Source organism: Streptomyces sp. NBC_01497 (genome assembly GCF_036250695.1).
GTDB lineage: Bacteria > Actinomycetota > Actinomycetes > Streptomycetales > Streptomycetaceae > Streptomyces.
Genome location: NZ_CP109427.1, coordinates 5,829,564 through 5,848,465 on the forward strand (window position 1 = coordinate 5,829,564; position 18,902 = coordinate 5,848,465).

Here is an 18,902-nt window from a genome sequence, read left to right on the forward strand (position 1 = left end):
ATTCGGTCAATACCGCGAACAAAGAAACAGAATCAAACATCCGATGGGTCGTCATGTCCCTGGCCAGAGGCCGGGAGGCGGGGCGGTGTGAGGGCGGGTCGCGACAGCTCCGTGGCGATCCTGCCCGCCGTCCGCCGCGTGGCGTTCACCATCGGGTCGGGGATGCCGGCCCCTCCGGGCAGCATCAGTGACACCGCGCCGGTGTCCGACGGGGACAGGCGCAGGGGTGCGGCGACGCAGCTGACCCGGGGATCGACGCCGCCCGCGTCGATGACGGGACGCATGTCTCCCGTGTGTGCCCGCTCGTGGGCGCGAACCACGGCGAGCCGGGCGACGGGCAGGCCGACCGCGGCGAGATCGTCCTCGTGCAGCAGGCCCGGTCGCGGCGCGCGGGCGACGGGCCGGTCCCCGGGCAGCACCTCCACCATCAGCCCCCGGCCGCCGATGTCGACGCTCAGCGCCACCAGCCCGCCGGTCGCCCCCGCCAGTTCCATCAATGGCCGCTGGGCCACCGCGCGCAGCCGTGGCTCCGCGGGCACTTCGGCGCCCAGCTCCATGATCACGGGACCGAGCCGCCAGCGGTCCCCGGTGCGCTCCACGGCTCCGGCGCGCCGGAGATGGGCGAGAAGGCGGGTGACGGTCGTACGGGGCAGACCGCACGCGCGCTGCACCTCGCTCACGCGGGCGGACCCCAGTCCGCGCAGCGATCCGAGCACCGCGAAGGCGCCTGAGACGACGGTTCGGGACGCCTCGGCTTCGGGGTTTCGGCCCGCCGCATCCACAGGACGGATTCTTCCACTTCCCCGGATCAGTGACCACGCAGCGGTTGCCGGCGGTGGTGGCCGGCCCGTGCCCGTCGTGACCGCATAGTGGTTACCGGCCCGCGGGTGGTCTGCCGCCGTGACCGTTCAGCGGTCACCGGGCGCGCCACCGGCCACGGCCCCTCCTAGCGTCGACGACATGAATGACATTTCCGGAATACCAGACAAGGCGGACGTCGTCTTCGTGGGGGCGGGCCACAACGCCCTGGTCGCCGCGGCCCTTCTCCTCGATGCCGGGCGAAGCGTGTGCCTGCTGGAGAGGATGTCCGAGCCCGGCGGCTGGGTCAGAACGAGCGAGCCGGGTGCGCCCGGCTTCCTGCACGACCGCTGGTCCGCCCTGCACCCCGGATTCGTCGGCGGGCCCGTCTGGGCGGAGCTCGGCCCGCACCTGGCGCGGCATGGACTGGAGTACGCCACGGCGCCGCTGGGCAGTGCCTCCTCGCTGCCCGACGGACGGTCGGCCGTCGCTCCCGTCGATCCCGCCGCCTTCGGCGGGGAACTGGAGCGGCTCGGCGAGACGGCGGGCTGGAAGGGCCTCTTCGATGCGGTCGGCCCCTATGTCCAGCCCCTGTTCGGCCTGCTCGGCACCGGCCTCGACAGCGCCGGTGCGCAGAAGGAACTCGCCGGCCTGATCGACGGCAGCAGGCAGAGCGCCCTGCCGTTCGGCCGGTTGCTCACCACGAGCGCGGCGGACCTCGTCAGGGACCACTTCGCGACGGACGAGCTCAGGTGCCTCGCCGCGCCCTGGCCGCTGCACTTCGGCGCGGGGCCCGAGGAGCCGGCCGGCGCCCTGTGGACGGTGTTCGCGCTGGCCGCGCTCGCCGGGGGCAACCCCGCACCCGTCGGGGGGAGCGGACGGCTCACCGACGCCCTCGTGGGCCTCGTCACCGAACGCGGCGGCGATGTCCACTGCGGTGTGGACGTCGACGAGGTCCTTGTGCGCGACGGGCGGGGCATCGGCGTCCGCACGCGGGACGGGGCGGCCGTCGAGGCCGGCGAGGCGGTCGTCGTCTCCACCACACCCGACCTGCTCTACGGCCGGCTGCTGAGGAACACGCCCGGTGTGCCCGCGGGCGTGCGCGAGCAGGCGGCGGCGTACCGGTACCGGCGGGGCTGCTTCCAGATGAACCTGTCCCTGTCCGCGCGGCCCCGCTTCCGGGACGGCCGGCTCGACGCCGGGGGCGCCATCAACCTCGGCCGGGGCCTCGACGAACTGGTCACGTCCGTCCGCCAGGCCGACGCGGGGCTGCTCCCCGAACACCCCTCCATCGCCTGGCACGAACCGACCGCCGTCGACCCGACGCGCGCGCCGGAAGGACGAGCCGTGGTGCGGATGCAGGTTCTCGACACCCCACTCGCGCCCACCGGGGACGCCGCGGGTACGGGATACGGGACGCGGGGCTGGAGCCCGGACACCGCGCAGGCGTACGCCGACCGCATTCTCGCCGAAGCCGAACCGCACGTGCCGGGCCTCACGTCACTCGTCATGGAACGCCACATCACGACCCCCGCCGACCTGGCGAGGCAGAACCCCAACGCCGGCCCCGGCGACCACGCGGCGGGCTCGAACGCCCTCGCGCAGGCCTTCACCCAACGGCACGTTCCCGCCCACAGGGGCGGCTACCGCACGTCCGTGCCGGGGGTCTGGCTGATCGGCGCGGCCACCTGGCCGATGGCGGGGGTCAACGGATCCTCCGGCCGAGCCGTCGCGCGGACCCTCACCGGTACGGCATGAGGGCGGCCGGTTCCGGGCAGCGGATCGCTCGGTGGAGCGTACGGGGCTGGTGGCCGGCCGGGTCCCGGTGGAGCGTGTGGGCCTGGTGACTGGCGCCCGCGGGCGCGGCGGAACGGACGGGACGCCTACGGCGCTCGCCTTCCGGCGGCCGGGGGCGCCCGCGACAGCGCGGGGCCGTCTCACGCGGGCGGCCCGATGGCGGGGCCGTCTCACGCGGTCGGCGGCGACACGTCGTCGAGGTGGCCCAGGTGCGCCGTCACGTCGTCGGCGAAGCGTGTCAGCAGCCGGCCGAGGTCGTCGCGGTCCCGGTCGGACCAGTGGGCGACGGCCTCGGTGAACCAGCCGATGAGCGTGCGCGCGTAACGGTCGGCGGCACCCGCCCCCTCGGCGGTCGGCTCGATCAGGCTGACACCCCGTTTCGTTCGGGTCGCCGATACGGCGCACCAGCCCGCGCCGCCAAGTCTGCCCTCGTCCTGCCCGATTACGCGCCGGCCGCGTAGCGGTCCGGCGGAACGGGCGGGCGCGGGGCGGCGCATGGCGGGGGCCGACCGCAACGGGCGTGGCGCCGGAAGCGATCGGCGGAAGGCGCGAGCCGGCCCGCCGATCAGGCGGGACCGGCGGGGCCCGTGGGGCCGGTGGGGCCGGCCGATGCCTGCGGCCCCGACTGACGGATGCGCTCGCGTTCGGTCCCGGCCGCCTGGCGGATGTGCTCGCGCGTGGTCTCGGCCCGCTGGCGCAGCCGTTCACGTTCGGTCTCGGCCGCGTCCTTGCGCAGTTCCACGTACGCCCGCACGCCGGCGACGCCGAGTCCGGCGCCGAACAGGGTCAGCAGGGAGTCCGCGGCACTGGGCCGGGCCGCGCGGTCGGCACCCGGCATGTCCGGCAGGGCCCGTTCCATCTCCCACGGGCCGCGGGCGGCGGAGTACCGGGGGACATCGAGCACCTCGTCGATGACCTGGTCGGGCAGGTCGTACTTGCACGTCAACTCGGTCCGCGACATGCGGATCAGCCAGAAGTCCCGGCGGATCGCGGCGTACAGCTCGATCTCGGTCCGTGGGGCACGCCGGCCGACACAGACCGCGTCGACGGCCTGGTCGAAGGCGTTCCGCACGCCGAGCCGGTCGGTTGCGGCGGGCGGATGCTGTCCGCGCGGCAAGGTCATGGGGACTCCTTCGAACGGGGAGGGGAGGCGGCGGCCCGCCGGCGGCCCCGGGGTGCGGGCGTACCGGGTGGCCCCCGGTACGCGAAGGACCGGTGGAGGACGGCCGAGGGCCGGTGGAGCGCCGGACACGTACGGGTTGAGGACGAACCGGTGACGGACCGAGGGCCCGCGGGAGAGGGGACCGGACGTCGGCGACTCCCCGCGGAACTCGGGCCCCTGAAGCACTCACCCGCCACGCTCACACCGGAGAACGACGGCCGTCAGGGACCTTCGGCCAGGCATCCGCCGGCGGCCGACAAACCATCCCTACCGGCCCGCACCGGCATCCGCCAGCGGATCGGCGAAGGATGACCCGGTCGTGTGGCTCGCACATACGTTCTGACGCGGGGAGATCGCCGGCCCCCGACCGCGCCCTTGCGTTCGGGCCTGCCCGTCCGCCGCGTGGCGCCGCTCGTCGCAGCGCCGGCAGGGGGCGGGCGCGGGGCCGAGGGCTCGCGTCTCGCGGCTCGCGGCTCAGGGTTCACGGATCAGGAATTCGGAGTCAGTTGCACGGCGAGCAGGGCGATGTCGTCCTCCTTGTCCTCGCCGAAGGTCCGAAGGAGCTCGTCGCAGAGGGCTTCCAGCTCCCGGGGTCCCGATGCCGTGGCCGCGCGGAACGAGGCGAGGCTGTCGTCGAGGTCCTGACCGCGCACCTCCACCAGCCCGTCGGTGATCAGCAGGAGCCGGGCGCCCGGCACCACGTCGTACACGGACGGCGCCGGATGCGGCAGGGCGAGGCCCAGCAGCGGCCCGTGCTGCTGGAGGTAGGCGGCGTGGCCGTCGGGGGCGAGCAGGAGCGGCGGGATGTGCCCCGCGTTGGAGACGTGGACCCGTCGACCGTTCGGATCGACGAGGACGAGGCACAGCGTCACGGTCAGGCCGGGGCGTGTGTGGCCGAGGAGGACATCGAGCCGTTCGAGGATGCGGTGCGGCGCGTGGCCCTCCAGGGCATAGGCGCGCAGCGCGTGGCGGATCTCGCCCATGACCGTCGCGGCGACCAGCGAGTGCCCCGCCACGTCCCCGACCGCGAGCAGCAGCCCGTTCGGGGTCTCCAGCGCCTCGTAGAAGTCCCCGCCGATCTCCGCGTGGTCGGAGGCCGGCCGGTAGCGCACGGCGAGCGCCGTGCCCGGCACCGAGGGCAGCCGGTCCGGCAGGAACGTGCGCTGGAGGGCGAGCGCGAGGGTGTGTTCCTCGTTGTAGGTGCGCAGTGCCTCCAGGGCGAGCGCGCAGGCGTTGGCGAGTTGCTGGAGCAGTTCGCGCTCGTCGGTGCCACCGACCGCGTGGGCGGGGACGGCGATGCAGATGGGGGGCCGGTTGAGTTTGGTGCGGGCCACCACCAGCGCGACGTCCCCCTCCAGCGGGTCGAGGGGCAGCAGCGCGCGCCACTGGGTGCCCGGCATGAGCCGCACCTCGGCCCCGGTGCCGCTGCCGAGCGTGTACGAGGCCAGCTGGGCGAGCAGTTCGGGTCCTGCGGGCATCGAGCGGGGAACGGAACCCGGTCCGGCGGCGAAGCTGTGCACCGCCTGGCCCCGCGGGCTCAGGAAGATCGCCGCAGCCGGGCAGGACAGGAGGTCGGCCGCGCCGCGGGTCGCCGACGCCGCGAAGGAGTGGAAACCGATGGCCCGGTAGACGTCCAGGGTCGCCCGGTTGAGCGTGGTCAGCCGCAGTGCGAGCCGTTCCGCCCGGCGCCGGGCCCGGGCGTAGCGCAGGGCCGCCGTGACGGTGGCCAGGAACTCATCCGGGTCGATCGGCTGGTTGAGATACGCGTCGGCGCCCCGGCGCAGCCCCTCCGTATGGTCGTCGGTGCTGATCGCGACGGCGGACACGTGGATGACGGGGAGCGCGGTGGTGCGGGCCTCGGCCTTGACGCGTTCGCAGACCTCGAACCCGGTCATGTCGGGGAGCTGGACGTCGATCACCGCCGCGTCGGGCAGCGGGGTGCCGGTCTCGGCGAGCAGAGCGAGTCCCTGGGCGCCGTCGGCGGCGCCGATCACGGTGTGACCGACGCGTTTGAGCCAGCTGGAGAGGATGTAGAGGTTGGTCTCGTCGTCCTCGATCACCAGGATGGTCCCGGGCGCGCTGTCGCGTCTCGCGATGTCGGTCACTGATCCACCTCGGAGTCCTGTGTCCCGCTCGCGGGCGTGGTCGCGGGCCCGGCACCGGGCGTCGGTACCGGTGCCGCCGCGGGTACGGGCGCCCGCGCGGGTACGGCATCGGATACGGTCCGGGCCGCCGGTACCCGCGCGGTCCCGGCGTCGGGTGTGGGCGCGGTCCCCGGTGGAGGCGGGCCCGGCGGTTCGGGCCGGAACGGCAGCCGGACCTCGGCGCGGGTGCCCACGCCCGGGGAACTGCTCAGCACGAGCGTCCCGCCCAGCAGTTCGGCCAGCGTGCGGGCGTAGGGAAGTCCGAGTCCCGTGCCCCGGTGGCCCCGTTGGTGCGGGCCCCGGACCTGGTAGAACTCCTCGAACACCCGGGCCAGTTCCGGCTCCTCCATCCCCACCCCGGTGTCCACGACGGTGAAGGTCATCCAGTGCGGTGACTGCGTCAGGTCCGTCTCGAACTCCAGCCGCACCTCGCCCTTGTCGGTGAACTTCCAGGCGTTCGAGAGCAGGTTGCGCAGGATGCGGGTGAGCAGTACCTCGTCCGTGAAGGCGACGGGCAGCGTGGTGGGGTCGGGGGTCAGCAGCACGACCTCGGACGCGGGCCCCGTGCCGCGCAGCACGGCCGCCAACTGACCGACGAGGGTCCGCAGGTCGACCGGCGCGGTCTCGATCTCCACCTGGCCCGACTCCGCCTTGGCCACATCCAGAAGGTCGTTGACCAGGGAGAACAAGGTCTGACTCGACGCGTCGATGAGAGACACCTGCCGGCGCTGGTCGTCGTTCAGCGGCCCGGAACCCGGCGTGAGCAGCAACCGCGACAGCGCGACCACCGCGTTCACCGGCGTGCGGAGCTCGTGGCTGATGTTGGTCCAAAAACGCGTCTTGGCCTCGCCGGTCTCGCGCAACCGCCGCGACTTCTCCTCCAGTTCGGCATGGAGGGCGACGACGCCGCTGTTCGTCTCCTCCAGCTCCTCGGAGAGCTCCGTGTAGAGGGCGACCACGCCCTTGTTGGTCTCTTCGAGCTCCTCGTTGAGCCGGCGCAGCTCCTCGCGCTGCGCCCGCGTCTCCTCCAGGGTGGCGATCAGGTCGCGGGTCTGGGCCCGGAGGTCCTCGGCGGGCGTCATGGGCGCGTGGCGGTGCAGGGCGTCCCGTACCCGCCGGTCACGGCCAGGGTCCCCGCCCGCCGCGCCGGGCGGGAGCGGGTGCTCCACGACGATCCGCCCGCGCGGCGGCCCGGGTTCGTAACGGACCCGGTGGACGAGGCGGGACGCCGGTTCCAGGTCGGGGCCCGCGCCCTCGCCGACCGTCCACTCGAAGACGACGGCGAGCGCGGACACCGGCGCGGGGACCAGGGTGAAGGTCACCGTCAGCCCCTCGCAGCCGAGCCGGTCGCGGCCGAGTTCGCTCAGCGCGGTGGCGATACGCACCTGGTCCTGGCGTTCCATGCCCAGCGCCTCCGCCGCGCTCTGCCCGCTGCGGCGCAGGGCGAACACGTCCTGCGCCGAGGCGAGATCGAACACCGCGAGAGGAGCGGGCTCCCGGGGTGGCACGCTCACCACGCCCCCTTGAGGACCACGATTCCGGCGTCGTCGTGTCGGACGGCCGCTTCACGCAGCAACTGTCCTGCCACCACAGCAGGAGAGTGGCGCAGCAGCCCCGGCAGGTCGGCGGCCGTCCAGCGCTCGGTCAGTCCGTCGGAGTGCATGACCAGGGCACTGTCCGGCTTCAGGGGCAGCTCGAACGTCCGCAGACTCCTCATCTGCTGGCCGACGATGCCCGGTGCCGAGAGCAGTCCGCTGCGGGAGTCGGGAGTGAGGAGGAAGCCGCTCACATTGCCCACGCCGCAGAACAGCAGGCGCCCCGCGGACGGTTCCACCCTGGCCACGGCGACCGCGCCGCCCCGGGTACCGCGCAGCGCCGTGTGGATGTCACGCAGCAGGCCCTCGGGATGGCGCGCCGCGCTCTGCCGGAACGCCTTGACCGCTGCCTCACTCGCCAGCGCGGCGAGGGGCCCGTGTCCCAGCCCGTCGCACAACATGACGAGGAGCGAGGGGTCGGGCGAGAGGGCCGGGAGGGGGGCGGCCGTCGCGGTGGACCGGTACGCGTCCCGGGCGATCGCGCCACCGTAGGTGCTCTGGAAGGAGGTCCCCGTCCACGGGTCGCGGGAGGCGGCGGACCCTTCCCGCAGGGTGCGGGACGTCGCGGGCCGGCCGGTGTCCGGGCCACCGGGCGCCGGGCCGGTCCTCGGGTCGTGGTCGACGCCGGGATCGACGCGTACCGCCCAGGCGTCCCCGCAACTCGTCTCGCCGCTGATGGGGCGGGTGACCCCGGAGGCGACGGAGGTGTCCGGTCGCGCCGCCGTCGCGCCGCCGGCCGGGGCGAGGCCCCGCGGCCAGAACTGCGCGGCCATGACCGTGCCGCGCCCCGGGATGGAGTGGATGTCGAACGCGTCGGCGAGCCGCACCAGCGCCCCGAGTCCGATGCCGAGCGTCCCGGCCGTCGACGTGCCGTCCAGCAGGGACTGCGCGACGTCCGTCATGCCGGGGCCGGTGTCCACGGTGACGAACTCGACGCCGGCGCTGTTCGCGGTCCGCAGCACGCGCAGCAGCAGTGCTCCGTCGCTGGCGTGCCGGTGGAGGTTGGTCGCGGCCTCGGTGACCGCCAGCGCGACCTCGGAGGCCCGGTGGCTGTCCAGTCCGACACGGCGCGCCAGTGTCGCCGCCGCGCCCCGTGCCGCCGAGGACAGGCCGACATCGTCCCGGAACCACGCGACGTCCTCGTGGTCGAAGACCTTCAAGGTGGTCACCGCGCCCACTTGACGATCGTGACGATGGTGCCCCGGCCGACCTCGGTGTCCAGGGCGAACTCGTCGACGAGCCGGCGCGCGCCGCTCAGTCCGAGGCCCAGTCCGCCGCCGGAGGTCCACCCGTCGGTCATCGCGAGGTCGATGTCGGGGATCCCGGGGCCCGAGTCCTCGAAGACCGCGGCGACACCGAGCCTTCCGAACTTCTCGACCAGGCCCGACGTGAGCGCTCCACCGCCGCCGTACACCAGGGTGTTGCGGGCGAGTTCACTGGCGGCCGTGATGAACTTCGTCTGGTCGACCAGGGTCAGCCTGCACCGCTGGGCGAGTGTCCTGACCTGCTGGCGCGCCCGCACCACGTCGTCGTTCTGGTCGATGGCCTGCGTCTGTGGCGCTTGATCGGCTGCCCAGGCGGGGGTCATCGCGGGTCCGTGCCGCCGGCGGACCGCCGCAGCAGCGCCAGCCCCTTCTCCAGGTCGAGCGCCGTACGGACGCCGCCCAGCGACAGTCCGAGCTCCACGAGCGTGATCGCCACGGCGGGACGCATCCCCACCACCACGGTCTCGGCGTCGAGCAGCCGCGATATGGAGGCGATCGTGGCCAGCATGCGGCCCACGAAGGAGTCGACGATCTCGACCGCGGTGATGTCGATGACGACACCCCGCGCGGAGCGCGCGACGATCTGGGCGGCGAGATCCTCCTGGAGGTTCAGCACCGTCTGGTCCTCCAGGTCCACCTGGATGGAGACGAGGAGGATGTCGCCGATCCGCAGAACGGGAACCCGTTCACTCATCGCTGGACGCTCCTGTGGGCGACGAGGTCGACGCCCGACTTCTTCAGCGCGAGCTGCAGGGCGTCGGCGAGGGTCGACTTCGTGACGATGTCACCGAACTCGATCCCGAGCGCCACGATGGTCTGCGCGATCTGCGGACGGATGCCCGAGACGGTGCACTCCGCGCCCATCAGCCGTGCGGCCACGATCGTCTTCAGCAGATGCTGGGCAACCTGCGTGTCGACGGCGGGAACCCCCGTGATGTCGATGATCGCCTGCTCGGAGCCGGTGTCCACGAGCGCCTGGAGGAGCTTCTCCATCACGACCTGCGTACGCGCCGAGTCCAGCGTCCCCACGAGCGGAACGGCTATGACACCGTCCCAGAGCTTCACCACCGGCGTCGACAGCTCCATGAGCTGTGTGGCCTGCGCGCTGATGATCTCCTCGCGGGTGCGGGTGTACGTCTCCATGGTGAAGAGCGCCAGATCGTCGAGGACCCGGCTCAACTGCAGGTAGGCCCGGGTGTCGTCGGCTGAGCCGTCCCCCAGCGCCGGTTCGAGCACCGTCTTCAGTGCGAGCACGCTGATCGCGGTTTCGGTGGGGGTGAAGCCCTGCCGGGCCCGGTTGCGCGACAGCTCGGTCAGCAACGCCCGGATCTCCGCCATCTCCTGGCTCTGGGGGTCCTGGCCTCCCGAGCGCAGCGCCGCCACGAGCGCCGAGTACAGCTCGCGCAGCTCCCGGGCGATCTCCGCTCTGCTGATGCGGCCCTTGAGGGACCCCGCGACACTGTCGACCCACTGGTCGGCGAGGCCCTCGCGGTCGGCGGACAGCAGTCTCACCAGGCCGGCTGTGGTTTCCTGCTTGCTCATCGCCGATACCCCTCACGTGCTAAGAAGTCATGAATCGAAGTCATGAATCAGACAACACTCGGCCGAAGCGTACGGCATGGCACTACCGCCCTCCCCGGGGGACGGCGTGCGACGGAAGGCTTCGGAAAAGGCGCTCGACGGCGCTTTTGGGGGAGGGCGGCGGCAGTGGCTGCTCGCGAGGAGCCGCCCCTCCCGGCACCCTGCTGGACAGTACTTCGGCGCCCGGGGGGCCGAACTCGGCGGGGTGGCGCGGCGAAACACGCGTACGGATCGCGGCCCGGGCGCGGCAGCGGCCGGGGTGTTCGACAACTGTGTGCCCACCGGCTCGGGGCCAACGGCTGGTACCCGGCCGGGAGCTGGGGCGGGGGTGCGGCGGAACGCGGGGCGAGGACTACCGGTGCCGGACAGTGATACGGGTGACGTAGACCACCACGTTGACCGGCTCGGGTCCGGAGGCCGAGCCAGGTCCGGGGGCTTGTACGGGCCCGGGCACGGGCCCGGGTCCCGGCGAACTCCGGTCACCGAGGTGGGCACTGACGGCGGACCGGACGCCTTCGCGTACGTCACGCGCGGTGTCCAGCGGCCGGCGGCCGTCGTCCACTACGCAGCGGACCTCCAGGAGCCAGGCGCCGGTTCGGCCGTCGCGCCGGGCACGGACGCCGGATTCGGGGGACGGGGAGACCGGCCCGGGGGAACGCACCCGCTGGGCCGCGCCCGCCAGGGACCAGCGAAGGCTCGGGTGCAGGCCGCTCACGCCGGGTACGGCGAGCGCCGCCTCGGCGGCGACCCGGGGAACGTCGGCCGCATCGAGAAGGGTCATGGCGTGCCTCCCCCGGGGTGCGTCGGACGCCACGGACGCGCGGGGTGCGACGGGTGCGGCGGGTGGGCCGGGACGGCGGTGGCCGGGAGCTCGACCGGTTCGAGCACCGACACGATCCGCAGGTCGATACGGCCCGGCACGATGCCGATGTGCTGCCGGGCGGCGGACGCGACGGCCCGCCGGGCTCTCGCTGCCCTGGCCGGCAGCGGTGCGTCGAGGGCGACCGCCAGCGTCATCGCGATGTCCACCTGCCGGGCGCCGTCGGCGCCGGGCACGAGACGGCAACTCGCGGCGCGCACGCCGGGAACGCCGTCCGCGGCCCGGCGCAGGACGGCCGCCGCCGCGGTCTCCGCGATCCGCAGGTCGCGTCCCGGGTCATCGAGGGGGAGCAGCCGGCCGAGTCGTCCCTCGGCGCGCACCGCGCGCATCACCCGGTCCGCGACCGTCGTCCCGCCGGGCCTGGCGGCCCGCAGCGCCTGGACGGCTGTGTCCAGCGCGGCCAGCTCCGCGACGGTCCGCCGGCAGTAGGGGCAGCCTGCGGCGTGCGTGTCGGGTGGGCCGGTGCTGTCGCGTGCCCGCTCCCAGACCTCACCGACCAGTCGTCCACAGGGCAGCCGCTCGCCCCCGCGGAGGCGGGCGGCGCCGCCGGTCCGCTCGGCAGCGGCCGTGCCGCCGCCGGGAGGTGTGGCGCCCGCATCGCCTAGCGCCATGAGGCCATCTCCTTCATCAGGTTGCATCGTGCCCGGAACAGCCTGCCGCGCACGCTCTGTTCGCTCGTGCCGACGGCGTGAGCGATCTCCCCGTAGGACAGGCCCTGGATCTCCCGCAGGACCCAGCAGGTCCGCTGCTCGGCACGCAGCCTGCGCAGCGCCCGCGACAACGCGTCCTTCGTCGCGGCGCTCTCCGCAGCGCGCGCGGGCTGGCACGCGACGTCCTGTGTCGCCGGCTCGGGTACCGCGTCCAGCGGTTCCACGGGGAGCCGGGCCCGCAGCACACTCAGACACCGGTTGGTGACAATGCGGTACATCCAGGTCTGGAAAGCGGCGTCCCCCCGGAAATCGGGCAACCGCCGCCAGGCGCCCACCAGGGCGTCCTGCACGGCTTCCTCCGCGTCCGCCCGGTCACCGAGCAACCCGTACGCCAGCGCCAGCAGCGCCGCGCTGTGCCGGTGCACCAGGACGGCGAACGCGTCGTCGTCGCCGTCGCCCGCCCGCGCGGCCAGCAGTTCGTCGTCCAGATCGGCCGGCATCGCCGGATCCCCGCGGTCCCCCGATTCGTCCGGGGGATCATGGCGCGCCGGTGCTTCGTGGCCGGCTGCCGTGTGGAGCCGGTGGCGCGCCAGGGGCGGCCCGGCGACGGGCGGCGGACGGGCGGGCGGCCGCCGGTCGAGGGAGGGGCCTTTCGGCATGGGCGTCCGCGCCTCGCTTCCCCGCAGTTACTCCCAGGGATGCGCGCCACCGCCCCGCGCAGCGCGGGCGGCACCGCCCTGCTGCGCACGCATGCCCGGGTCGTTCGGCCCCGAGCCTCTTCTCCAGTTTACGTGAGGTATGTCACGAAAAGGGCGTGAGGATTTCGTCCGCCGCGCGTCTAAAGCAGTGAGGGTCGCTGATCCGGGGCCCCACTCGTCGCCCAGGAGGGTGTCATGACGCAGATGACAGACCGCACAGCCGCCGGCACGCAGGGGAAGACCGGTGGGGAGAAGGCGGGCAGTTCCATGAAGGAGGGTCTCGGAGCGCCGGAGGTACGCGGGCGGACCACGATCGCGGACAGCGTGGCGGAGAAGATCGTCGGCGTGGTCACGCGCGACGTGCCGGGGATCCACGGTCTCGGGACGGGCATGGCGCGGACGATGGGAGGCATGCGCGACCGGGTCTCCGGCGGGCGCCCGAGCGTGACGCGCGGCGTACAGGTCGAGGTCGGCGAGAAGCAGGCAGCCGTCGACCTGGACGTGGTCGTGGACTACGGCGCGCCCATTCCTGACGTCGTCGCGGATGTCCGCGCCAGCGTCATAGCGGCGATGGACCGGATGACGGGCCTCGAAGTGGTCGAGGTCAACGTGGTCGTGGACGACGTCGACCTGCCCGGCGACGACGACGAGGACGCGAAGAACGACGACCGGGTGGCGTGATCCCCGGCGGTCTCCTCCCGCGGTGCGGCCCGGGCCGCACCGCGGGAACGCCGGCCCGTGGACCGTACGGCGCAGGTCGAACCGCCGCGCAGGTGGCGGCACGTGACAGGAGAGAGCGATGAACACAACGGTGATCGGTCTGCTCACGGGTTTGGCACTGGGCTTCGCGGGCTACTTCGGTGGCTTCGGGGCGCTCGTGGTGGTGGCCGTCGTAGGAGCGGCCGGCCTGCTCGTCGGCTATCTGGCCCGGCGCGACGGATATGTCGCCGGGCTCCTGCGGGACCACCGCGCGGACGGCCGGGAGGATCGTTTCCTGCCCGGCCGGGACGACGGCCGGCGCGGCCGTCGCCCGCGAGAGCGGTACGAAGGCGGCAGCGCGCGTCCGGAACCCCGGCCCCGGGCGCCGTTCAGGGAACGGGTCCAGTGACCTCGGCGCTGCCCCTGCCGGACGGGCCCGGGGCGCTGCCCCCGCCGGTTCGGACCGCCTGACCGGTATCCCGCTCCAGCGGCGCTCGACGCGCCCGGTCGAACGACCTGTCCGCCGCGGAGCGCCGTCGGTGGGTCCTCCTCCCGCCCGCGGCATGGATCTCCCCGCAGAAGGTGGCGGATCGGCAGCGCGGGGCCGTCGCGAGAAAGCCGGTCGCGCACGCTGCGCGTCGGTGTGCATACCGGGCGGAACAACGGCCCCGCCAGGTTCCTTGTCCGCTCAACAACCGTAAGGGGCACGGTGAAAGGACCGACATGCCGTACCCGGGCGGGCCCCGCACACTGGCACAGGGGGATCGGACAGCCGTGCGGCGGACATCGCGGCAGCAGGCCGAAACAAATCACACACCGTATCCGGATGACGCCGTCAGGAAACTGTCCGGCGAAGATCAGGACGCAGCGGAGATGATGAGAAATGGCAGGCACACGACAGAATTCCTCGCCCTTGGGTGAACTCATGGCGCGCCTTCTCCGGGAGGAGGGATCGCGGGCCTTCGACGGCGCCGTCGGTCGTCTCGCGGAAGGTGCGAGCGGAGCACTGACCCATGTCACCGATCGCCTGACGGACGTCGCGGAGAACGACGGACGGCTCCTCGGCGGCGGCCCGTCCGCCGGCGTCGGGGGAATGTCCGCGGCCGCCGCACTGATGGGACTCACCGAGTCGTCGGTCACGGGGCGGGCCGCGGGGAAGGCGAAGGACGCCGCCAAGGGCCTCGTGGGCGGTAAGGCGGAGGACGCCGCGAAGGGCGCCGGCGGAAAGGCCGAGGACGCCGAGGACGAGGCGGAGGACTCGGCCCAGGGTTCGAAGGGCGGCGGCATCAAGGCCGGTGACCCGAAGGTGACCAACATCATCGAGGTCCTCGACATCGGCATGCCGCTGCGGACGGTGTACGACTTCTACACCCAGTACGAGGACTTCGGCGATGTCGTCAAGGGCGTGCAGAGCGTCACCAAGGACGACGACATCACGAGCAAGTGGAAAGTGAAGATAGCTTTTTCGAACCGGAGCTTCGAGGCCACCGTCCAGGAACAGGTTCCCGATGAACGGATCGTATGGACCTCGGAGGGATCCAAGGGATCCACGAACGGCGCGGTGAGTTTCCACGAACTGGGCCCGACCCTGACCCGGATCGTGGCCGTCGTCGAGTACTACCCGTCGGGCTTCTTCGAGAAGACGGGCAACCTGTGGAGGGCCCAGGGCCGGCGGCTGCGGCTGGACCTGAAGCACTTCCAGCGGTACGTCACCCTCACCGACGAAGAAGCCGAGGGCTGGCGCGGCGAGATCCGCGACGGCGAGGTCGTGCGCTCGGACGAGGAGGCGCGCGACGCCGAGTCGCAGGACGAGGACGAGGCCGACGACACGGCCGACGACGACGGCGAGCCGGCGGACGAGGAAGACGCCGACGACACGGCCGACGACGAATACCGGGACGACGACGAAGAGTTCGAGGACGAGGACGAGGACGTAGACGACGACGAAGACGACGACGACGACGAAGAGGACGACGGCGAGGAATACGAGGACGAAGAGGACGAGGACGAGGACGAGAAGGCGCCGGCTCGCTGACCCTCCGGCGTCGGGCGGCGCCGGAGTCGGGGGCGCGCGGGAAGGACTGAAGGATGCAGCGCGACTTGCTCGGGATCTATCTGAACGACCATCTGGCCGGAGCCACGTACGGGGTGGCACTCGCGCGGCGCATCGCGAACCAGCACCGTCGCTCACCGCGCGGTGCGGATCTCGAACGCATCGCCGAGGAGATCGCACAGGACCGCCAGTCCCTGCTGAGGATCATGGAGGAACTCGGTGTGTCCGCGCGCAGCTACAAGATCTACGGAGGCATGGCGGCCGAGAAGTTGAGCCGGCTGAAGCCCAACGGGGTCGTGTACCGGCGTTCCGGGCTGAGCACGGTCGTCGAACTGGAGACACTCCGCCTCGGCGTCGAGGGGAAGAGCCTCGTGTGGCGGACGTTGCTCGCGGTCGCGACGGACGAGGGCCGTTCCGACACGTCCGAACTCGACGAGCTGCTGCAGCGGGCACGGGACCAGATAGCCACCCTGAGCGCTCTTCGACTGGCGGCCGCGAAGAGGGTCTTCGCCGTGGGGGAGCGGCGTATCGCGACACCTGCCTGACCGCCCCCACGTCAGCGCCGGCCGACTCGCTCGGCCGACTCGCTCGGCCGGCTCGGCAGCTCGACCCGACCCGGCCCCGGGTCGGCGTGTCCTGTGCCGGATCGTCGCGGACGGAGTCGTCGTCCCGCGTGTCCCGGGACGCGTCCGGCCATCTCACGTGCCGCGTCGGTGAGTCGACGGATCAGGCACGCCGCTTCCGGTTGCCGCAGGAGGAGAGCGGGCGGTGAGAGCGGTCACCACGGGCGGGCGTCAGCGGGCGACCGTCAGGTCTTGTGATCCGCCGCATCACTGAGGTACGACACGGACGGGTCTGGGAATGTCTCCCGTGCCGGGCCATCCGGGCACCTGACTCCGTACGTGACGTGACGGATGTGAGGTGTCCATCGGACCAGTCGATGTCCAGCCACCCGGCCACTCGGCCACCCGGGTCGCTTCACGTGGTGACGTCGGGCTCGTAGCGGACGCGGTGTATCGGGCGTGGCGTAGCGGCGTGGGCGTAGCGGACGTCGTGCGGGTTGCGGCACGCGTCGACCGGACCCGGTCACCTGTGACCGAGCCCGGTCAAGTCCTGCCGAGGACCTCCGGATCTTCTACCGGAGACCTCCGGCCAACCGAGTCCCTTCCTTCTTCACTTCCGGCCCTCGGAGCGGCCGCCGCGTCCAGGGCGGGAAGGCCGGGAGGGAGCGGACCGGGCGGCCCGCTTGGCGGGTGCGGCCTTCTTGGCCGGTGCGGAAGCCGCCTTCTTGGCCGGAGCCGCTTTCTTCGCCGCCTTCTTCGCCGGGCGGTCCGCCGCATGCGGGGCGCTCCGCTTCTTCCCGGCCGCCCGCGAGGGACCCGGACGTTCCGATTCGCCGGCATCCCGGTGGTGGCGCCGCCTGTTCGGCTTCGCGTCGGACTCCTCGGGGGCCTCTTCGGCCTCTTCCCGCGGTTCTTCCTGGTCAGCGTCCTCCCGGTCGTCCTCGTCGTCCTCCTTACCGAGGACTGAGCCCGCGCCCGGCAGGCGACTGCTGATCCCGCCGGTGACCGACTCCAGCCCCCGGCCGACCACGGACGACAGGGCCTTGCGCGCCGCCTCGACGCCCTCCGCCCGCACCTGTTCCTCAAGTTCGGACACCTGCGGCACCTCACGCACCCGCCGCAGGCCCTCCACCACCAACTGCTGCGGGTCGAAGCCGAATCGACGCCCGAGCAGGAAGGTCATCGTCGTCAGAGCGAGTCGGCCCTTCTTCGTGCGGCCCAGAATGTAGCCGCCCGCGAGCGCGGCAGCGAGAGAGGCCTTGGTCTCATCGTCCATGGGTACGGCACCTGCCTTTTCACGAACTTTTGCGCACTTGGGTAGCCGGGCGGGAGCCGCCGGGCGAGAACCGGCGGGAGTGGGGCAGCCGGTCACCAGCGATGGCGGCTCCCATCGGCACGCCGTCCACCCGGGCGCCGCCCGGGGCACAGTTCCGTTGTCGCTTTCCTTCCACTCTGCGCGGCCCGCTCGGATGCTGCCAGTCGCCCGCCCGACGGCGCGTCCGGAGCTCCGGGCGTCGGCGTCCATGCCTCGGGCCGCGCAGGCTCGGGCCTGTGCCGTGCGCGCAGGGCGGACGGAGCCGGCATCGCGGACGCTCCCTAGCGGCCGGCCGGGGGAGACCCGGCGGTGCGGAACTGCTGGTGACGAGAGTCGGCGAGCTGGTGGGGAGGTACGCGTTCGATGATCAGGAGGGCGACGTCGTCGGTGGGCTGGCCGCCGGTGTGGGCGAGCAGGTCCTCGTGGATGCGTCGCAGCATGGTTTCGGGCCCTCGGGCGGGGAAGGTGGCGACCCGTTCGGCGAGGGGATAGAAGGATCCGGCCGGTGAGCGGGCCTCGACGACTCCGTCGGTGTACAGGACGAGCAGGTCGCCAGGTTCGAAGATGAACGGCTCGGAGCGGGGCCCGGTCGCGGGCGGCGGCGCGCAGATGCCCAGGGGAGGCGCGGGGTGGCGCGCGTTGAGGACCGTGACCTCCCGGTCGTGGACCAGCAGCGGCGGTGGGTGTCCGCAATTGATCATCTCGGCGTGGGAGTCGTGGTCGGGGAGGTCCAGTAGGAGGGCGGTGATGAAGTGCTCACCGGGATCGGGCCCGGTGTCGGCGACCTCTTCGAGATTGCGGCAGACACTGTCCTCCAGGGTGGCGACGAGTTCGGACAGGTGGGCGTGCCGGTGCGCGGCCTCGCGGAACGCGCCGAGCACCAGCGACGCCTCGCCGATGGAGGACAGGCCGCTGCCCCGCACGTCGCCGATGATCGCCCGGGTGGAGGGGTGGGCGGCGCGGGCCGTCGCGAAGAGGTCCCCGCCGATCTGGGTCTCGTCCTCGGGGGTCAGATAGAGCCAGGCGACCCGCAGCGGCCCGATCCGCCGGGGCGGGGGCCGCAACAGGACTCTCTGTGCCGTCTCGGCCACCGAACGTGCCCGGTTGAGCTGCCGGTTGCGTCGCTCCCGCGCGATGCACACGAAGTACACGAGGGTGGACAGGACGGCCAGGCCGATGATCTGCGCCACGTGGTTCGGCGTTCCCAGCCCGCCATGGAAGACGGCGATGAAGATCTGCGCGGCCACCGCCAGCGCCCCGGCCAGGGCGGTCATGCGCGTCCCGGCCACGGCGGCGGTGAGCGCCGGCGCGATGACGAGCAGCGGGCCCAGGTGGACGGTCTCGGGGGCCATGACGTCCACGACGGTGATCGCGGCGATCAGGACGAACGGGATCATCACCATCCCGCATCGGCGCCACGACTGCTTCAGGAGGCGCCGCGCCGCATTGCTTCCGGCACCCATCGGCCTACGGATGCTCGCCGGGCTTCGGGCGCCCCTCAACGCCCTCCACCCTCTTTCGAGAGTGAGGGGCGCCATGAACACGGTCCCGGTCGCGGGTGCTGCCGCGGTGGGACGTCCCGGTCGGTGAGGGGCGCCACTAGGGGGTCAACATCCATCGCGGATCCATTCGAAACCGGATGAAAACGGGCACGTCCTACGGTACGCCGACCTCATGCCCGCGCTCCGGCGGACAGCGGGCG

At 72.7% G+C, this 18,902-nt stretch carries 19 protein-coding genes; 5 read left to right on the forward strand and 14 right to left on the reverse strand.

Going from position 1 to position 18,902, the window contains the following annotated elements; all coding sequences use genetic code 11:
- Positions 1 to 32: 32 nt before the first annotated feature.
- Entirely contained in the window at positions 33 to 782 is a 750-nt protein-coding gene (locus OG310_RS24520; protein ID WP_329458020.1) for a helix-turn-helix domain-containing protein, read from the reverse strand.
- Between the two features lie 178 nt (positions 783 to 960).
- Here OG310_RS24520 and OG310_RS24525 point away from each other — a divergent pair, with 178 nt between their 5' ends.
- Positions 961 to 2,556, forward strand: a complete 1,596-nt coding sequence (locus OG310_RS24525) for a phytoene desaturase family protein (protein ID WP_329458021.1) — start codon at positions 961 to 963, stop codon at positions 2,554 to 2,556.
- Between the two features lie 209 nt (positions 2,557 to 2,765).
- Here the strand turns inward: OG310_RS24525 and OG310_RS24530 are convergent, their stop codons facing one another.
- From OG310_RS24530 to OG310_RS24580, 11 genes are all read right to left on the reverse strand, one after another.
- Entirely contained in the window at positions 2,766 to 3,092 is a 327-nt protein-coding gene (locus tag OG310_RS24530; RefSeq protein WP_329458022.1) for a hypothetical protein, read from the reverse strand.
- 68 nt (positions 3,093 to 3,160) lie between these two features.
- Positions 3,161 to 3,718 carry a hypothetical protein gene (locus tag OG310_RS24535; protein WP_329458023.1) on the reverse strand — a complete coding sequence of 186 codons (558 nt, stop codon included), beginning with the start codon at positions 3,716 to 3,718 and terminating at the stop codon, positions 3,161 to 3,163.
- A gap of 527 nt (positions 3,719 to 4,245) precedes the next feature.
- Positions 4,246 to 5,862 carry a fused response regulator/phosphatase gene (locus OG310_RS24540; protein ID WP_329458024.1) on the reverse strand — a complete coding sequence of 539 codons (1,617 nt, stop codon included), beginning with the start codon at positions 5,860 to 5,862 and terminating at the stop codon, positions 4,246 to 4,248.
- Entirely contained in the window at positions 5,859 to 7,415 is a 1,557-nt protein-coding gene (locus OG310_RS24545; RefSeq protein WP_329458025.1) for a sensor histidine kinase, read from the reverse strand. The genes OG310_RS24540 and OG310_RS24545 overlap by 4 nt, the downstream gene beginning before the upstream one ends.
- Positions 7,412 to 8,674, reverse strand: a complete 1,263-nt coding sequence (locus OG310_RS24550; RefSeq protein ID WP_329458026.1) for an ATP-binding protein — start codon at positions 8,672 to 8,674, stop codon at positions 7,412 to 7,414. Before OG310_RS24550 ends, OG310_RS24545 begins: the two co-directional genes overlap by 4 nt.
- Positions 8,662 to 9,084: an ATP-binding protein gene (locus OG310_RS24555; RefSeq protein ID WP_329458027.1), complete on the reverse strand. Its 423-nt coding sequence runs from the start codon at positions 9,082 to 9,084 to the stop codon at positions 8,662 to 8,664. Before OG310_RS24555 ends, OG310_RS24550 begins: the two co-directional genes overlap by 13 nt.
- Positions 9,081 to 9,455, reverse strand: a complete 375-nt coding sequence (locus OG310_RS24560) for an STAS domain-containing protein (RefSeq protein ID WP_329458028.1) — start codon at positions 9,453 to 9,455, stop codon at positions 9,081 to 9,083. The genes OG310_RS24555 and OG310_RS24560 overlap by 4 nt, the downstream gene beginning before the upstream one ends.
- Positions 9,452 to 10,303 (reverse strand): STAS domain-containing protein, encoded by an 852-nt coding sequence (locus OG310_RS24565; protein WP_329458029.1) that lies wholly within the window; start codon positions 10,301 to 10,303, stop codon positions 9,452 to 9,454. The genes OG310_RS24560 and OG310_RS24565 overlap by 4 nt, the downstream gene beginning before the upstream one ends.
- A 391-nt stretch (positions 10,304 to 10,694) precedes the next feature.
- The gene (locus OG310_RS24570; RefSeq protein WP_329458030.1) at positions 10,695 to 11,123 is read right to left on the reverse strand and encodes a hypothetical protein; all 429 of its coding nucleotides are present in this window, start codon (positions 11,121 to 11,123) and stop codon (positions 10,695 to 10,697) included.
- Entirely contained in the window at positions 11,120 to 11,833 is a 714-nt protein-coding gene (locus tag OG310_RS24575; protein ID WP_329458031.1) for a hypothetical protein, read from the reverse strand. Before OG310_RS24575 ends, OG310_RS24570 begins: the two co-directional genes overlap by 4 nt.
- The gene (locus OG310_RS24580; protein ID WP_329458032.1) at positions 11,824 to 12,372 is read right to left on the reverse strand and encodes an RNA polymerase sigma factor; all 549 of its coding nucleotides are present in this window, start codon (positions 12,370 to 12,372) and stop codon (positions 11,824 to 11,826) included. Before OG310_RS24580 ends, OG310_RS24575 begins: the two co-directional genes overlap by 10 nt.
- Before the next feature lie 402 nt (positions 12,373 to 12,774).
- On the opposite strand from OG310_RS24580, the gene OG310_RS24585 reads away from it, so the two are divergent.
- The 4 genes from OG310_RS24585 to OG310_RS24600 all read left to right on the forward strand — a co-directional run bounded on the left by OG310_RS24585 (position 12,775) and on the right by OG310_RS24600 (position 15,867).
- Positions 12,775 to 13,251 (forward strand): Asp23/Gls24 family envelope stress response protein, encoded by a 477-nt coding sequence (locus OG310_RS24585; RefSeq protein ID WP_443078893.1) that lies wholly within the window; start codon positions 12,775 to 12,777, stop codon positions 13,249 to 13,251.
- A gap of 118 nt (positions 13,252 to 13,369) precedes the next feature.
- A complete protein-coding gene (locus OG310_RS24590; protein WP_329460536.1) occupies positions 13,370 to 13,678 on the forward strand; it encodes a hypothetical protein in 309 nt (102 codons plus the stop codon).
- Positions 13,679 to 14,194: 516 nt separating this feature from the next.
- Positions 14,195 to 15,304, forward strand: a complete 1,110-nt coding sequence (locus tag OG310_RS24595; protein WP_329458033.1) for an SRPBCC family protein — start codon at positions 14,195 to 14,197, stop codon at positions 15,302 to 15,304.
- Positions 15,305 to 15,357: 53 nt separating this feature from the next.
- Positions 15,358 to 15,867: a hypothetical protein gene (locus tag OG310_RS24600; protein ID WP_329458034.1), complete on the forward strand. Its 510-nt coding sequence runs from the start codon at positions 15,358 to 15,360 to the stop codon at positions 15,865 to 15,867.
- Positions 15,868 to 16,495: 628 nt separating this feature from the next.
- On the opposite strand, the gene OG310_RS24605 is transcribed toward OG310_RS24600, so the two are convergent.
- Together OG310_RS24605 and OG310_RS24610 are read right to left on the reverse strand one after the other, a co-directional pair.
- Positions 16,496 to 17,161 (reverse strand): histone protein, encoded by a 666-nt coding sequence (locus OG310_RS24605; RefSeq protein ID WP_329458035.1) that lies wholly within the window; start codon positions 17,159 to 17,161, stop codon positions 16,496 to 16,498.
- Positions 17,162 to 17,481: 320 nt separating this feature from the next.
- A complete protein-coding gene (locus OG310_RS24610; RefSeq protein WP_329458036.1) occupies positions 17,482 to 18,597 on the reverse strand; it encodes a PP2C family protein-serine/threonine phosphatase in 1,116 nt (371 codons plus the stop codon).
- Positions 18,598 to 18,902: the final 305 nt, after the last annotated feature.

What these genes read in the sequence shown, in the direction of transcription:
- OG310_RS24525 (WP_329458021.1), top strand. Translation starts at nt 961, where the DNA reads ATGAATGACATTTCCGGAATACCAGACAAGGCGGACGTCGTCTTCGTG.
- OG310_RS24530 (WP_329458022.1), bottom strand. Translation starts at nt 3,092, where the DNA reads ATGCGCCGCCCCGCGCCCGCCCGTTCCGCCGGACCGCTACGCGGCCGG.
- OG310_RS24535 (WP_329458023.1), bottom strand. Translation starts at nt 3,718, where the DNA reads ATGACCTTGCCGCGCGGACAGCATCCGCCCGCCGCAACCGACCGGCTC.
- OG310_RS24555 (WP_329458027.1), bottom strand. Translation starts at nt 9,084, where the DNA reads ATGACCCCCGCCTGGGCAGCCGATCAAGCGCCACAGACGCAGGCCATC.
- OG310_RS24560 (WP_329458028.1), bottom strand. Translation starts at nt 9,455, where the DNA reads ATGAGTGAACGGGTTCCCGTTCTGCGGATCGGCGACATCCTCCTCGTC.
- OG310_RS24565 (WP_329458029.1), bottom strand. Translation starts at nt 10,303, where the DNA reads ATGAGCAAGCAGGAAACCACAGCCGGCCTGGTGAGACTGCTGTCCGCC.
- OG310_RS24570 (WP_329458030.1), bottom strand. Translation starts at nt 11,123, where the DNA reads ATGACCCTTCTCGATGCGGCCGACGTTCCCCGGGTCGCCGCCGAGGCG.
- OG310_RS24575 (WP_329458031.1), bottom strand. Translation starts at nt 11,833, where the DNA reads ATGGCGCTAGGCGATGCGGGCGCCACACCTCCCGGCGGCGGCACGGCC.
- OG310_RS24580 (WP_329458032.1), bottom strand. Translation starts at nt 12,372, where the DNA reads ATGCCGGCCGATCTGGACGACGAACTGCTGGCCGCGCGGGCGGGCGAC.
- OG310_RS24585 (WP_443078893.1), top strand. Translation starts at nt 12,775, where the DNA reads ATGACAGACCGCACAGCCGCCGGCACGCAGGGGAAGACCGGTGGGGAG.
- OG310_RS24590 (WP_329460536.1), top strand. Translation starts at nt 13,370, where the DNA reads ATGAACACAACGGTGATCGGTCTGCTCACGGGTTTGGCACTGGGCTTC.
- OG310_RS24595 (WP_329458033.1), top strand. Translation starts at nt 14,195, where the DNA reads ATGGCGCGCCTTCTCCGGGAGGAGGGATCGCGGGCCTTCGACGGCGCC.
- OG310_RS24600 (WP_329458034.1), top strand. Translation starts at nt 15,358, where the DNA reads ATGCAGCGCGACTTGCTCGGGATCTATCTGAACGACCATCTGGCCGGA.
- OG310_RS24605 (WP_329458035.1), bottom strand. Translation starts at nt 17,161, where the DNA reads ATGGACGATGAGACCAAGGCCTCTCTCGCTGCCGCGCTCGCGGGCGGC.
- OG310_RS24610 (WP_329458036.1), bottom strand. Translation starts at nt 18,597, where the DNA reads ATGATCCCGTTCGTCCTGATCGCCGCGATCACCGTCGTGGACGTCATG.